At 32.9% G+C, this 16211-nt stretch carries 11 protein-coding genes; 7 read left to right on the top strand and 4 right to left on the bottom strand.

The features are described from left to right. The first annotated feature begins 20 nt into the window (after positions 1 to 20). Genes FEM21_RS06185 through FEM21_RS06200 form a run of 4 tightly spaced genes read left to right on the top strand, consistent with a single transcriptional unit; the run spans position 21 to position 5363 of the window. Positions 21 to 3593 (top strand): response regulator, encoded by a 3573-nt coding sequence (locus FEM21_RS06185; RefSeq protein WP_035658914.1) that lies wholly within the window; start codon positions 21 to 23, stop codon positions 3591 to 3593. 17 nt (positions 3594 to 3610) lie between these two features. Next, positions 3611 to 3976, top strand: a complete 366-nt coding sequence (locus FEM21_RS06190; RefSeq protein WP_035658915.1) for a response regulator — start codon at positions 3611 to 3613, stop codon at positions 3974 to 3976. Between the two features lie 8 nt (positions 3977 to 3984). Then, positions 3985 to 4794, top strand: coding sequence for a CheR family methyltransferase (locus FEM21_RS06195; RefSeq protein WP_035658917.1), 810 nt, complete (start codon positions 3985 to 3987; stop codon positions 4792 to 4794). Beyond that, entirely contained in the window at positions 4776 to 5363 is a 588-nt protein-coding gene (locus FEM21_RS06200) for a chemotaxis protein CheB (RefSeq protein WP_035658918.1), read from the top strand. Before FEM21_RS06195 ends, FEM21_RS06200 begins: the two co-directional genes overlap by 19 nt. Before the next feature lie 751 nt (positions 5364 to 6114). On the opposite strand, the gene FEM21_RS06205 is transcribed toward FEM21_RS06200, so the two are convergent. The 3 genes from FEM21_RS06205 to FEM21_RS06215 form a co-directional block, all read right to left on the bottom strand. After that, positions 6115 to 6684, bottom strand: coding sequence for a YciE/YciF ferroxidase family protein (locus tag FEM21_RS06205; protein ID WP_035658920.1), 570 nt, complete (start codon positions 6682 to 6684; stop codon positions 6115 to 6117). A gap of 18 nt (positions 6685 to 6702) precedes the next feature. Beyond that, on the bottom strand, positions 6703 to 8847 hold the full coding sequence (locus tag FEM21_RS06210) for a catalase (protein ID WP_035658921.1): 2145 nt from the start codon (positions 8845 to 8847) through the stop codon (positions 6703 to 6705). A gap of 317 nt (positions 8848 to 9164) precedes the next feature. After that, the gene (locus tag FEM21_RS06215) at positions 9165 to 10202 is read right to left on the bottom strand and encodes an alcohol dehydrogenase catalytic domain-containing protein (protein WP_236353544.1); all 1038 of its coding nucleotides are present in this window, start codon (positions 10200 to 10202) and stop codon (positions 9165 to 9167) included. Between the two features lie 217 nt (positions 10203 to 10419). On the opposite strand from FEM21_RS06215, the gene FEM21_RS06220 reads away from it, so the two are divergent. From FEM21_RS06220 to ku, 3 genes are all read left to right on the top strand, one after another. Next, positions 10420 to 12000 (top strand): FAD-dependent oxidoreductase, encoded by a 1581-nt coding sequence (locus FEM21_RS06220; protein WP_051627505.1) that lies wholly within the window; start codon positions 10420 to 10422, stop codon positions 11998 to 12000. 6 nt (positions 12001 to 12006) lie between these two features. Continuing rightward, positions 12007 to 12765, top strand: a complete 759-nt coding sequence (locus FEM21_RS16485; RefSeq protein WP_035658922.1) for an SDR family oxidoreductase — start codon at positions 12007 to 12009, stop codon at positions 12763 to 12765. Positions 12766 to 12887: 122 nt separating this feature from the next. Further along, positions 12888 to 13658 carry a non-homologous end joining protein Ku gene (ku, locus tag FEM21_RS06230; protein ID WP_035658923.1) on the top strand — a complete coding sequence of 257 codons (771 nt, stop codon included), beginning with the start codon at positions 12888 to 12890 and terminating at the stop codon, positions 13656 to 13658. Here the strand turns inward: ku and ligD are convergent. Continuing rightward, a complete protein-coding gene (gene ligD / locus FEM21_RS06235) occupies positions 13655 to 16201 on the bottom strand; it encodes a DNA ligase D (RefSeq protein ID WP_035658924.1) in 2547 nt (848 codons plus the stop codon). The genes ku and ligD overlap by 4 nt on opposite strands. Between the last annotated feature and the right edge of the window lie 10 nt (positions 16202 to 16211).

Below are 16211 nucleotides of genomic sequence, written 5' to 3' on the forward strand. Positions count from 1 at the left end.
TAATTATCACAATATCGTTTATGCCAAACACTAATTTTAAAAGAAATTTATTAATCAGTTCAATAGTTTCACTATTGGTTTTAACCATTAGTTCTACTGCTTCTTACATTAGTATAAAAAAATTATTAGATAGCGTTTCCTGGGTTAATCATACTCAAAAAGTTATTAATAATTTGAACGAAGGAAGTGCATTAATTACCGATGCGCAAACTAACATGCGTGGTTATTTAATTACTGGAAAAGAAGATTTTATAAATAGACTTAATGAAGCGCAATTAGAATCTAATACTTATTTTGATGAAATAGAAAAATTAACTGTTGATAATCCGCTTCAGCAAAAAGCATTAAAAGATTTAAAAATTCTCAGAGCCGATTTTTTTAAATATTTGGCAACTCAAATAGATAATAAACGATTGGGTAAACAAGTGTTTGCTTTTGATCTTAACGGCGGTAAAATAAGAATGGATGAGTTGCGTAGAAATTTTAGACGCATAGAGAACAATGAACAAATTCTTTTAAAAGAGAGAAATGAAAAAGCAGAACTTTATGGAGATTACAGTTCTATTTTAATCATCACTGCTTTTATTGTGGCTTTTATTATTTCGATTATTTTTTTAATTAGAATTTTAAAAGATTTCAATGTTAGATCGCAACTGCAACAAAAACTCCAACTTAAAGATAAGGAGATTGCCGAAAGAATTGAAGCTATAAGTATTATTGCTACCAATATATCAAATGGTAATTATGATATAAGAGTAGAAGATACTAATTCGGATACATTAAGTGGTATAGGGGAATCTTTAAATAATATGAGTTCTTCTCTAAAAAAGTCATTCAATTTATTATCAGAAAAAGAATGGATACAAACTGGTATTGCTAAGCTTAATGATGTAATGTTAGGTGACAAATCAATGAGCGATTTGACTAAAGACGTTATCGAATATTTATGTACTTATACAAACAGTAGTGCAGGTGTTTTATATGTTTTAGAAAACAACGAATTACACTATTCGGCTGGATACAGTTACATTCCTAATGATGATAAAAAAATCATTAAAAAAGGAGAAGGTTTATTAGGACAAACTATAAAATCAAAAAAAACGCTTCAGTTAAAAGAAATTTCCTCAGATTACATTCAAATTAATTATGCTTTAGGAGAATTAAAACCAAGCCATATTGTGGCTTTCCCATTATTAGATAATAAAGTCGAAGGAGCGATAGAAGTGGCTAGTATTTATGGATTTACGGATCTTCAGCTGGAATTTTTTGAAATTGTTCGTAATAACATTGGTATTGCAATAAAATCAGCTCAAAACCGCAAGCATATTCTTGAATTATTAGAAGAAACTGAGGCGCAATCAGAAGAATTACGTATTCAGCATACGGAACTAGAAGGAATGAATGCCGAATTAGAAACACAAACCGAAAAACTTCAGGCTTCAGAAGAAGAATTAAGAGTACAACAAGAAGAATTAGTGCAAACAAATGAAGAACTTTCGGAACGTAGTGCTTTATTAGAAGAAAAAAATGTTGAAATTCAAAAAAAATCTGAAGCTTTAGAACTGACTACCCGTTACAAATCAGAGTTTTTGGCTAATATGTCTCATGAATTGAGAACACCTTTAAACTCTATTTTGCTTTTAAGCCGATTATTAGCCGAAAATAATAGTAAAAGTATGAACGATGAGGAAATTGAATTTGCTCAGGTAATTCAAAGTTCCGGAAATAGTTTGTTAGGTCTGATAGATGAAATTTTGGATTTATCTAAAATTGAAGCCGGAAAAATGGAATTGGAATATTTAGATGTTTCAACAAAGGAAATTACAGATGGTTTATCGAATTTGTTTTCTCAGGTTGCTAAAGAGAAAAAAGTAAAGTTTGAAATAATTGCTAACGAAGCTCCATTGGTTATTAGAGCCGATAAAATGAGATTAGAGCAAATTCTTAAAAATCTAATTTCTAATGCTATAAAATTTACAGATAATGGCGAAGTCACTTTAGAAATAAAAGTAAATACAGATGATGATAAAATAATTTGTTTTATTGTAAAAGATACAGGAATTGGAATACCATTAGATAAACAACCCTTAATTTTTGAAGCTTTTCAACAAGCCGATGGATCTACAAAACGTAAATATGGCGGAACAGGTTTAGGTTTATCTATCAGTAGGGAATTAGCAAAATTACTACATGGGGAAATTATATTAAATAGTGTAGAAGGAGTAGGAAGTACATTTACACTTTGCTTACCAAAATTTGGTTCACAAATCAAGAAGGAAAGTGTTGAAGAATCAGTTGTTCCAGAGATAGTTATTCCAGAGATTGAAGTGAAAAAAGCAATAAAAAAGAAATATATTTCTAGCTCAATTCCAGATGAAATTGAAGATGATAGAGACGCTATTTTACCAGGAGATAAAGTAATTTTGATTGTTGAAGATGATAGTATTTTTGCTAAATCATTGTTGGCATTCAGTCGAAAAAGCGGTTATAAAGCAGTAATTGCTGTTCGCGGAGATTATGCATTTAATTTAGCTGTTTTGTATCAACCAGTGGGTATACTTTTAGATATTGAACTTCCGGTAAAAAGTGGTTGGGAAGTTTTAGAAGAATTAAAAAACAATATTCAAACTAAGCACATTCCGGTTCATATTATGTCTTCGCATAAACTTAAACAGGAAAGTTTATTAAAAGGAGCTGTAGATTTTCTGGATAAGCCTTTAGATTTTGATAAAATTCCAGAAGTTTTTGTTAGAATCGAACAGATTATAAATAAAGATTCTCAAAAAGTTTTAATCATTGAGGATAATCCAAAACATGCCAAAGCATTAGCATTCTATTTGGAAAGCTATGATATTAATTCGGAAATTAAAAGTGAAGTTTCAGAAGGTTTAGTAGCATTAAATAAAGAAAGTGTAGATTGTGTAATTCTTGATATGGGAATTCCGGACAAACAAGCTTATGAAATTTTAGATGGTGTGAAAAAAAGTCCGGGATTAGAAAACATTCCTGTAATTGTATTTACCGGTAAAAGTTTGTCACTTCAGGAAGAGGTTAAAATTAAAAAATATGCCGATTCTATTATTGTAAAAACCGCTCATTCTTATCAAAGAGTATTAGACGAAGTTTCGCTTTTTTTACATTTGATGGAAGAAAAAAGAGCTACAAAAACTGAAAAAGAGAATTATAAAAAATTAAGCCTGCTTAATAATGTTTTACATAACAAAAAAGTATTAATTGTTGATGATGATGTACGTAACATTTATTCGTTAACAAAATCATTGGAAGCTTTTAAAATGAATGTGATTACAGCATTTGATGGCAATGAAGCTATTAAAATGTTAGCTGAAAATCCAGATACTGATATTGTTCTTTTAGATATGATGATGCCTAATATGGATGGCTATGAAACTGCCGAGAAAATAAGAACTAATCCTAAATTTATAACATTACCTTTAATAGCAGTTACTGCAAAGGCAATGATGGGAGACAGGGAGAAATGTATAAAAGCAGGAGCTTCAGATTATATTACTAAACCTGTAGATATAGATCAATTATTGTCTTTATTGCGAGTTTGGTTATATGATAAAGTTTAAAAAATAGCATTTGAATTATGAATAAGAAGAAAATTCTAATTATTGATGATGATCCTAGAAATATTTTTGCATTAGTACATACTTTGCGTTTCAAATCTTATGATTGTCTTTCTTGTTTAAGTGCTGAAGAAGCATTGAAAATATTGGAAACAAATGAAATTATAGATGCAATATTAATTGATATGATGATGCCTGAAATGGATGGTTATGAGGCTATTCCTTTGATTAAAAGTATTCCATCACGTAAGTCAACTTTAATAATAGCGGTTACTGCGCAAGCTATGACAGGAGATAGAGAAAAATGTTTAAGTGCTGGCGCCGATGATTACATATCGAAACCTATAGATGTAGATAAATTGCTTATTGCATTATCTAAAATTTGAATTGAATTATGATTGAAGATATTGAATTAGAGGTTTTTATTAATGATGTTTACGAATATTATGGTTTTGATTTTGGAAATTATTCCAGAGCTTCATTAAAAAGACGCGTTAATAGAATATATCAGCTGGATGGTTTGGTTAATTTTTATGAGTTTCTATCAAAAGTAAAATACAATCCTGAATATTTTAAAAAAGTAATTGATGAAATTACTGTAAATGTGACCGAAATGTTTCGTGATCCTTCTTTTTATAAAGTGGTACGAAATGAAATTTTACCCTTATTAGCAACCAAGCCTTTCATTCGTTTATGGCATGCAGGCTGTTCTACAGGAGAAGAAGTATATTCTATGGCCATTTTGTTGAAAGAAGCAGGTTTATTACATAAATCATTATTGTATGCTACAGATATTAATTCTCAGGTATTAGAAACGGCCAAAAAAGGAATTTTTCCGTTGCGAATGATGAAAGAATATTCTATAAACTACAGAGATTCCGGTGGAGAAGAAGATTTTTCTAATTATTATATTGCTAATTATGGAAATGCAAAATTCAGCGAAGAATTAATTAGCAGAATGGTTTTTTCACAGCATAATTTAGTTTCTGATACTTCATTCAATGAATTTGATATGATTCTATGTCGAAATGTTCTAATATATTTTGACAATGATTTACAAAAAAAAGCCATCCAATTGTTTGATGAAAGTTTATCTTTTTTTGGTTTTTTAGCCTTAGGTACAAAAGAAACAATAAAATATTCCATACCCCAAAATAGATACAAACAAGTACAGAAAGAAAAAATATGGCGAAAAGTACAATGATTTCTAATTGTAAAATAATAATCATAGGTGGTTCAGCCGGTAGTTTACAGGTTTTAATGGATATATTACCTTTAATTCCTAAGACAGATTCTTTTGCCATTGTTATTGTACTTCATCGCAGGGCTTCGGATGATTTAACATTAGAAGAGTTAATAAAAGTTAAGGCAAACATTCCGGTTAAAATAATAGAAGATAAAATATCCTTCAAACCTGGATATTTATATGTTGCGCCGGCTAATTATCATTTGTTATTTGAAAAAAATGGTACAATAGCTCTGGATACTTCAGGAAAAGTTAATTTTAGCCGGCCAAGTATTGATGTTTCATTTGAATCGGTATCTGAAATTTATGGAAATACTGTCATTGGAATTTTATTATCAGGCTCTAATACTGATGGAACAGAAGGTTTAAAAGCAATTCAAAAAGCTGGTGGTTTGGTTATTGTCCAAGATCCTATATCGGCCGAAATGCCTTTTATGCCTAAAAATGCAATCCAAAATATAACCCCGGATTATGTTCTCAATCCACAGGAAATATTAGATTTTATACTTTTGATAAATAAGATTTAATATTATGCTTTTTATAGTTTTACTTGTAACTGCGTAAAGTATTAAAAAGTATTAGTTGGTAATTATTGATATAGAAATTAATTAAATATTTATGAGATATAAACGAAGCATGAATTTGAATAAAACAACAAAAATTAATTCATTTTATTTAAACTTTTAAATTGAATTGGTGCCATATTAAATAGTTTTGTAAAATGCTGTTGGTATTTAAAACCAAGTTCTGAGACTTTTGTGATAGTTCTGCTGTGGATGGTAGTTATACAGTACAGTAAGATATAGTAATATTGAGATTCCTTTAGAAAAGCCAATTTTATTTGTAAAATTGGTTTTTCTGTTTATATCGAATTTTGTTTTTTAAACTGCAAACTATCTTAATTTACTTCGATTTATTGAGTCAGACAAATATTAGGTTTTTATTCCGGAACATTCATGAATAGCCTCGTTTCTAAAAGCAAATATATTTCGATACCACAAGTTATAATTCATCAACTGAAAATATGAAATGATGAATTACTATTTATTGATTAGTCTAATATTATATTTTTAATTATCATCAGTAAATTTAAAAAATTGTCCGATGCAGTGTTTATTGTAGTGAAATTGATCTTGCAGTAAGCAAGACGTTGGTTTATTGTATATACGAACGGGTGGAAAGTATATACTCCCTTACAACTCCATCTACAACCTGATTTACCCGTGTTCTCCGTTGAAACCTGCATCGGGACAATAAATACAAAATATTTTTCTGTTATTATTCAGCGGCTGTAGTATTCACGAGGTTTAATGCCACATCGTTCAGTAAGCAATCAGCTTCTTTTTCTTCAGCCAGCGTTTGTGTTAGTAATTTTGCAGCATCATTTTCGCCTAATGCTTTCGCAAAAGCGGCTAATGTACCATAAGTTGCTATTTCATAATGCTCTATTTTTTGTGAAGCAGCAATAATTCCGGCATCTCTTACCGGTCCGGGTTCTGTACTTTCGAGAATGCTGTCACCTTCTTTTAGCAAACCGGCCATAGCTTCACATTTTTTTCCTTCCGGTTTTTCGCCCAAAAGCTCAAAAACTTTTTCTAATCGAGCTATCTGATTTTCAGTTTGAGAAAGATGTTCTAAAATGGTACTGCTAAGATTGGTCGAAGTAGCATTGGCAGCCATTTTAGGTAATGTGTTTACCAATGTATTTTCTGCCCAGTAAATATCTTTAAGGTTATCAATAAAAAGTTCTTTTAAGTTAGCTGCAGCATCTGCTGATGGAGGTACAATATTGTTTTTGGTTTCTTTTGTCGCAACTTTATTTACAGTTGGTTTTTCTGAATTTTTCATGTCTTTATTTTTTGAAAGTTATTTGTATAAGTTTGCTTCGCGTTCCCAAAAACGATGTTCTCCCATGGCTGTGGTGAAGTTTTTTGCAAAAGTTTCAGACGCCGCTTCTTTGCTTAACAAAATACCTTTATCGTCATTACTAATTTTAAAAGCAAATGGCATCAGGTTTATTAATTCGATAGCATCGCCATCAGCAGCAATAAGTTTACAATGTTTGTAAGCATCGTTAATAAATTCTATTGCATCATCATTTTTGGCTAATGCATCTACATCATGTCCGTGCGGAATATAAACAGCATCAAAAAGAACCGATGAAGCAGTAAGAAAACTAAAATTGACTGCAATTGATTTGTCGTTATCAGTAGCAATTGCTCCTAAATGAGGCGCAACGACAACACCTTTTGCATCTTTCTGAAGAAGAGCATTTTTTATATTCATAACGGCAGCTTCAGAAACACCTTCGGCACAAATAATAGCTACTTTTCTGGAAGCAATTGTTGGCGAATTAGTTGGATTTTTGACCATCGAAAGCGCATCAGAATTAGTAACAGAAGAATCAACCGTTTGAGGTTCATGTTTTCCTGAAATTTCATTTTCTGGTGAAACGCCTCTATTAATTGGTTTTTCAAGAATAGGAGGGACGATTGCTCCCAAACCCAGAGCTACTTTTTCGGCTAATTGTGCGTCTACCTGAGCCAAAAGTCCTAACATTCTAACTCTGATTGCTGTTGTTTCTACTTTTCCTAATTCAAAACGAAGTGCTTTAACAATATGACTTTTTTCGATATCGGTCTGGCTGTTGAAAAACAGTCTTGCCTGACCGAAATGATCTCTAAAACTTTCGCTTCTTTCTCTTACTTTGTGTGCATCGACACGTTCGTTAAAACTGGAAAAACCACCCTGACTCATTTGAGCCTGATACGGACAGCCGCCGCCAAGCGAATTCGGGTGATAACTTACACGTCCTTTATTAATTTCCTGACGCATGTGTCCGTCACGCTGATGATTATGAACAGGGGCAATACTTCGGTTAATAGGAATTTCGTGAAAATTAGGACTGCCTAATCGGGAAAGCTGTGTATCTGTATAAGAGAATAATCTTCCTTGAAGCAAAGGATCATTACTAAAATCAATTCCCGGAACAATATGTCCCGGATGAAAAGCAATTTGTTCTGTTTCGGCAAAGAAATTATCCGGATTTTTATTCAAAACCATGCGTCCAATAATGGTTACCGGAACTAATTCTTCGGGAACAATTTTTGTTGGATCGAGTAAATCAAATTCGTATTTATGTTCGTCTTTTTCAGGAATAATCTGAATGCCTAATTCCCATTCCGGGAAATTTCCCATTTCGATAGCTTCCCATAAATCTTCACGATGAAAATCCGGATTTTTTCCTGATATTTTTTGGGCTTCGTCCCAAACTACAGCATGAGTTCCTAATTTTGGTTTCCAATGGAATTTTACAAAAGTAGATTCGCCAGCTTCATTAATCAGTCTAAAAGTATGTACTCCAAAACCTTCCATCATTCGATAACTTCTTGGAATAGCGCGATCTGACATTACCCACATAATCATGTGCATGGATTCAGGCATTAGCGAAATAAAATCCCAAAAGGTATCATGAGCCGATGCTGCCTGAGGTATTTCGTTATGAGGTTCCGGTTTTACAGCATGAACAAGATCTGGAAATTTAGCTGCATCCTGAATAAAAAATACAGGAATATTATTAGCCACTAAATCATAAATTCCTTCCTGAGTATAAAATTTAACAGCAAAACCGCGGGCATCTCTGGCTAAATCAGTCGATCCACGAGAACCAGCTACAGTTGAAAATCGGGCAAAAACCGGTGTTTTTAATCCGGCTTCCTTTAAAAATCCGGCTTTGGTCAATTCAGGAATTGGGTTAGTAACTTCAAAAAAACCATGAGCGCCAGAACCACGTGCGTGTACAATTCTTTCCGGAATACGTTCGTGATCAAAATGGGTAATTTTTTCTCTTAAAATAAAATCTTCCAATAGGGAAGGACCTCTTTCTCCCGCTTTGAGCGAATTGTTATCATCGTTAATACGAACACCCTGATCAGTTGTCAGGAATTTGTTAGTTCCATCTGATTTGTTGATTGACAAATCACGTTGTTTTTCGTCCTGTAAATTTTTCATTTAATAAAATTTTATTAGTTAAAGATGTTTTGAAGCCGGCAAAATTTATGGATGTATTTGTCACATTTTTAAATGATTAAAAAATCATTTTTTGATTCGAACAAAACCAAATATAAATGATAAGTAAATTGGTTTTTTACAGAATTTTTTAGGATGATTATACAATTACCATTGTAGTTTTTTAAGGAAAGTAATTTCTGATTCGTTATACGAATAAAGTATTTGGAAATTAAAATCGGAAAAATGAAATCCTAAATAGATTATTTCATTTAGGATTTCACTTTATAAAAACTATTGCCAGGGATCAAGTACTACTTTTACACAGCCAACAGCTTATCAATATGCTTATGGGCCGGAGCCTGACCTCCTTTAAGAGTAATTCCTTTATCGAAAAACTGTCCCACAGGAAAATTATCATAATTGACAGGATAAACTCCCAGCACAGAAACGATTCCGCTTCGTCTTACGGCGCTCATACAGGCTTCGAGCACTTTAGTAGAGCCTTTTTCGAAATTTATAGTCGCTTTTACACGATCAGTAAAACTTCTGTCTGGTTCAAAACCCACGGCATCAATACATACATCTGCACCACGACCCTGAGTAAGAGACCGAATGTGCTCTACTACATCTTTAGCTCCATCTTCCCATAATATTGTAGTGCATCCCGTAGTAGCTTTGGCTTTATCCAGCCTGTATTGTAAAGTATCTACAACAATTACCTGACTCGCCCCACGAAGCCAGGCACTCTTAGCTGCCATTAACCCCACAGGTCCTGAACCAAATATAGCCACCGTTTCACCACCTTTAACTTCACCCCAGTCAACACCGGTATAACCTGTTGGGAAAATATCCGTTAAAAATAATACTTGCTCATCTGTAAGATTATCAGGAACAACTCTTGGACCGTGGTTAGCATACGGTACTCGTACATATTGTGACTGACCTCCATCATAGCCGCCATATAAATCGGTGTAGCCAAAAAGTGCACCACCTTTTTCAGTTAGTATTCCACCTTCGGGACCATAATTTTCAGGATTACTATGTTCGCAATTTCCCGGAACGTCATGATTGCAGAAAAAACAATTTCCGCAGGCAATAGGAAAAGGTACAACCACACGGTCACCTCTTTTAAGATGGGTAACTGCCGATCCGGTTTCTTCAACAATTCCCATAAATTCATGTCCCAGAACCATTGGTCTGGCCTGTGGTATTCCGCCCGAATAAATATGGAGATCAGATCCGCAAATAGCGGTAGAAGTTACTTTAAGAATAATATCATCTTTCTCTTTTAATTTTGGGTCATCAACAGTATCATATTGTATCGATCCAGGTCCGTGTATCACAGCTGCTTTCATAATAATAATTTTAAGATTAATAAAATCTAATTAACTGCTATTAAGTAGCTTGTATTTATATGATTTTATCAAATTATTATAAAACTTAGCTGGTAATTATATAATATAATCAGCTTACTGCTGTAAAAATAAAAAGATTACTAGTCTTAGTTTTGAGATAGAACTATAAATAGAAGCTATATAAATAGAAGCTATTTTACTTTAAAAAAATTAGTTTATGGATAATTTGAATAAAAAGTTGAATGATGGGAGTATTACATCAGGTACCAATGTTTCTTTCTGGATTGATTCGGCAGAGACTATTTCCGGACTTACACCAAGCAAAGATGTGAATACAGAAGTACTCATTATAGGTGGTGGAATTGCCGGATTGACAACTGCTTATAAGTTATTAAAAGCAGGTAAAAAAATAGTTTTGGTAGAAGACGGTTATATAGGCAGTGGAGAAACTGGAAGAACAACAGCTCATTTAACCTGTGCTCTTGATGACCGTTATTATTTTCTTGAAAAAACTTTTGGAGCTGAGGAAGCAGCTCTTGCAGCCCAAAGTCATACAGCTGCAATTGATGAAATCGAAAATATCGTGAACAGTTTAAATATTGATTGCTCTTTTAAAAGAGTAGATGGTTATTTATTATTGCACGAAACAGACAACGAAGAAAATTTAGATAAAGAATATCAGGCGACTCAAAGAGCGGGATTAACCACAAGTTTGGTGGATGAAACTCCCGGAATTCAAGGGGGAACATCCATTCAAAGTTTGAGATTCCAGCATCAGGCTCAGTTTCATATTTTAAAGTATTTAAAAGGACTCGCAGAAGCTGTAATTGCACTTGGAGGAATTATTTATACTCAGGCACATGCAGAAGCCATTAGTAAAAAAGGAGCGAAAGTAAAGGGCTATACCTTTTCGGCAAATCATATTGTGGTGGCAACTAATTCGCCAATAAATGATAGGATTACAATGCATACCAAACAACATTCATATCGAAGTTATGTTATTGCAGGCAAAATTCCCAGAGGACAATTACCTTATTGTTTGTGGTGGGATACCGGAGATCAAAAATCAAAATGGGTGGCTCAGCCGTATCATTATGTTCGTTTAGAACATTTTGATGATCAATATGATTTGTTGATTGCAGGAGGTGAAGACCATAAAACAGGTCAGGAAGATGAAGAAGGAATTTCTTCTTTCGAAAGATATGAAAGATTAGAAATTTGGACACGAAATTATTTTCCAATGTTGGATGATATCTCATACAGATGGTCAGGACAGGTAATCGAGCCGGTAGATTCTTTAGGGTTTATGGGAAAAAATCCCGGAGATGACAATATTTATATTATCACTGGCGATTCCGGAAACGGAATGACGCATACTACTATAGGTGCGATGATTATTTGTGACAATATAATGGGTAAAAAAAATAAATGGGAAGACTTATACAGTCCTTCGAGAATAACGCTAAAAACCACTGGCGATTTTATTAAAGAAGCCAGCAATATGGCTTCACAATATTTAGACTGGTTGTCAAAATCTGATTTGAAAAATATTGCCGATTTACCGGTAGGAGAAGGCGATATTCTTTCTTTTGGATTAAAAAAAGTGGCAGTATTTCGTGATTACGATAATAAACTTCAGGCTTTTTCAGCAGTTTGTCCGCATTTGGGATGTATTGTACAATGGAATACAGATGAAAAATCTTTTGATTGTCCCTGCCACGGTTCAAGATTTGCTACAGATGGAACAGTCATCAACGGTCCGGCCCAAACAAATTTAAATTCAATTAACATAAAATAAGTAGCTATGAAAAACCTAAATGATTATTTCGGACAAAATATTAAAGGAAAGCGAATTGTTATTACTGGCGGTACAACAGGGATTGGAAAAGCAATTGCCGATTTGCTTGTTTCACTGGAAGCCCGTGTAGTTATTTTTGGAAGAGATAAAAAAGATTTCAAAAAAGCTTTTGATGATATAAAGAAAAACTTTCCCAATTGTGAATTGTATGGTGCTCCAACAGATGTAACCAATAGTGAAGATATCGAAAGAATATGGGAAATTATAGATGAGAGTCTGGGCGGAATTGATATTTTGATCAATAATGCAGCATTAGGTGCTGATGGTGTGACTGATGGTAATTTTAAAGACTGGCAGTACATTCTTGATACTAATGTGATGGGCTATCTTACTTTTTCTTATGAAGCTGTTACCAGAATGAAAGCTCAAAAGTCTGGTCATATTATAAACATTGGTTCTATGAGTGCCGAAACAAGAACTGCAAAAAGTACTATTTATGTTGCTACCAAAGCAGCGATAAGAGGGTTTAGCACTTCGTTACGAAAAGAAATTAATCCACTTGGAATCAAAGTATCGCATATCGAACCAGGTTCAGTAACCAGCGATATGCAACAAGATCCAAAAACGGAACAGCGAAAAAAGATTAAAAAAATGGAAATGCTTGAAGCCGAAGATATTGCCATGAGTGTTTTATTTTGTTTATCTCAGCCACAGCGTTGTGATATTGTAAGTATGCAAATAAGACCTCATTTACAGTTAATCTAATTTAATCTTACAATATAAATCTGTGAAATCATTTTAGTAAAACTTAATTAATAATAGTGGTTGTCTTGCTAACAAGAATTAAAAACGGGTTAAAAAGTATAGATATTTAAAATTGAAATTATATGAGAGCAATATGGACAGGTTCGATAAGTTTTGGATTGATAAATATTCCAATTAAAATATTCTCTGCTATTCAGGAAAGTACATTGGATATGGATATGTTAGATGAAAAAGATCATGCAAATATCAAATTCAAGCGTGTTAATGAAAATACGGGTAAAGAAGTTTCTTTTGCCAATATTGTAAAAGGTTACAAACTTGAAGAGAAATACATCATTTTAGAAGATGCAGATTTTGAAGCTGCCGATGCTGTCAAAACCAAAACAATAGATATTCAGAGTTTTGCTTTTGAAAAAGAAATTAATAGTATTTACTATGAACAGCCGTATTATCTGGAACCAGATAAAGGTGCAATGAATGCTTATGCACTGCTTCGGGATGCATTAGAAAAATCTGGTAAGGTTGGTGTAACAAGTTTTGTTTTGCGAAATAAAGAAAGTTTAGCAATATTAAAACCTTATAAAAATGTTATTCTATTAAATAAAATCCGGTTTGAACAAGAAATTAGAGATACAGCCGATTTGAAATTACCAGCCGTTTCTAAAGCCAAAACCAAAGAAATGGATATGGCAACAAAACTAATTGATCAACTTACAGAGAAGTTTGATATTAGTAATTTCAAAGATGAGTATACAGCCAAACTTTTAAAAATAATTAAAAATAAGGCAAAAGGTAAAAAGAATACCACTCCAAAACTAAAAGTAGTCCACAAACAAAGTGATGATTTAATGAGTATGCTTAAAGCGAGTTTAGAAAAGAAAAAAACATCTTAATCCTTTCTATTTTCGATTTTTTTCAAAATAGTATTAATATTAATTCCTTTTCCTAGTACGGGTTGCCAAAGATCTCCTTTCTTCTCAAATCGTTTCAGAACATTTTTAATGGTAAATTGTGATGGATGCAATTTTTGATTCACTTCGTTCCATTCGAGTGGTGTTGAAATTGTAGCACCCGATACTGGACGAACTGAATAGGGAGCGGCTAAGGTTTGTCCTCTTCTATTTTGTAAATAGTCAATATAAATTTTGTGGTTTCTTTTCTTGATACTTCTTTCTAAAGAAGTAGTTTTAGGCAGTTGTTGATGAATTTCGATTGCTAATAATTCGGCTAAAATCTTAACCTGATCATAATTGTATTTAGCACCTAAAGGAATGTACACATGTAAACCTGATGCACCGGATGTTTTACAATAGCATTCTGATTCCAGCTCATCCATGACGTTTTTTACCGTTAACGCTGTTTTTACAACTTCTTTAAAATCATGCTTATCCGGATCAATATCAATTACTAACCAGTCTGGATTTTCAATCTTTTTTATAGTAGAATTCCAGGGATTAATTTCAATACAGCCTAAATTAGCCATATACAATAATGTTTGTTTATTGTTACATATAAGGTAATACAGATGTTTATCGTTTGATTCAGAATAAATTTTTTCTGTTTTCAGCCAGGAAGGAATTTTTTCTACATCAACATCTTTTTGATAAAATCCAGATTCGCTGATACCGTTTGGAAAACGATTCATAGATTGGGGGCGGTTTTTTAGGTAAGGTAAAATTAAATCAGCTACTTCATTATAGTACTGCACAATTTCGCCTTTGGTGATTTCATCATCGGGAAAATAGATTTTGTTTTGGTTGGTTAGATGCAGGATTGTTTTGCCAATTTTCAGATCATAATCCTTTTCACTTTTCGTTTCTTTTGTCTTTTCCGGTTTATCCATAACTTTTGTATTAGTGGGAGCTGGCTTTTTATTTTTTGCTAATAGTGACACTTCTGAAGCGTTTTTGTCCATTCGCAATCCCAGATATACAGGGTGTCTTAAGTGTAAATCGTCTGTCCATTCGGTGAATTTTACCTGACAGACTAATTTAGGCTCAATCCATTGAATTTTATCCCGCAAAGCTAATTTCTCTGTGACCGTCGCTTCATCGGTAAAGTAAGGCGTAAGAGTTTCATATAATTCTTTGAGAATTTCATCAGTAAAACCAGTGCCGCATTTGCCAATAAACTGTATTCTTTTACCATTGTATTGTCCTAGAAGCAAAGCACCAAAATTCTTTCTGGAATTTTTAGGTTCTGTAATACCAATAATAATGGCTTCTTCCTGTTGTACAATTTTAATCTTGAGCCAGTCATTACTTCTTTTATTCACCAGATAATTACTAGCTGCTTTTTTAGCAATGATCCCCTCACTTTGATTTTTAATTGCGTTATTAAATTGCTTAATTCCATCGCCAATAGTGTGCTCTGAATAAAAAATATTAGATAATTTTTGTTTTTCAATTAGCATTTTTAGGAGTTCTTTCCGTTCTAATAAACTTAATTTTAGAGTACTGTTGCCATCCAGATTCAAAATATCAAAAACATAATATTTCAAATTCCCTTTTCCTGTTTTAATATAATTTTGAAGTAATTGAAAACTCGCTTTTCCGGAGTAATCCTCTACAACAACTTCACCATCCAACACAACAGTATGTTTTATTTTTTTTAATTCAGAAATAAGGGATTCAAAACTTGTATTAAAAGAAAGATGATTTCTGCTCCATAATTCGACTTCATTATCGTTTATAACAGCAACGGTTCTATAACCATCGTATTTATTTTCGAATAGCCAATCCGGATTATCAAAAGGTTCTTCTGTACTATTAGCCAGCATGGGTTTTAAAAAAGCAACACTTTTCGGCTTATTATCAGCTGGATTAGGTGTCTTTTTTTCCTTTTTGTTGGTAGCGGTATTATTTTCTACTTTCTTTTCTAAATCTTCTAAGGTTAATTTTGATATAACTGATTTATCTTTTAGTAAAATATCATCTTCAGTAGCATACTTATCGCTCTTTTTTATCAGCAGCCAGGCATTCTCCTGTTTGCCTTTGAGTTTTACTAAAGAGAATTCTCCTTTGAGTTTTTTGCCTTTTAAAATAAAATTTAATTTTCCTTTTTTTAAATCTTCTTTAATTGTTTTTTCTGATGATGAAGCAGAATCAGTGTGTGTGTAAGTACCGTTATCCCAAACAATCACATTACCTGCTCCATAGTTTCCTTTGGGAATATTTCCTTCGAAATTCTTGTAGCTGTAAGGATGATCTTCGACCATCATCGCTAAACGCTTTATTTCCGGATTCATTGAAGGACCTTTTGGTACAGCCCAACTCAATAATACACCATTTAATTCTAATCGGAAATCATAATGCAAATGAGATGCGGCATGTTTTTGAACCACAAATATTAATTCATTTTCTGATTTGCCTATTTTGCCTTTGGGTTCCTGAGTTTGCTCAAAATCGCGTTTTTGGTTGTATTTAGACAATGACATAATACCACTT

This window comes from Flavobacterium seoulense, from assembly GCF_000695795.1.
Lineage (GTDB): Bacteria > Bacteroidota > Bacteroidia > Flavobacteriales > Flavobacteriaceae > Flavobacterium > Flavobacterium seoulense.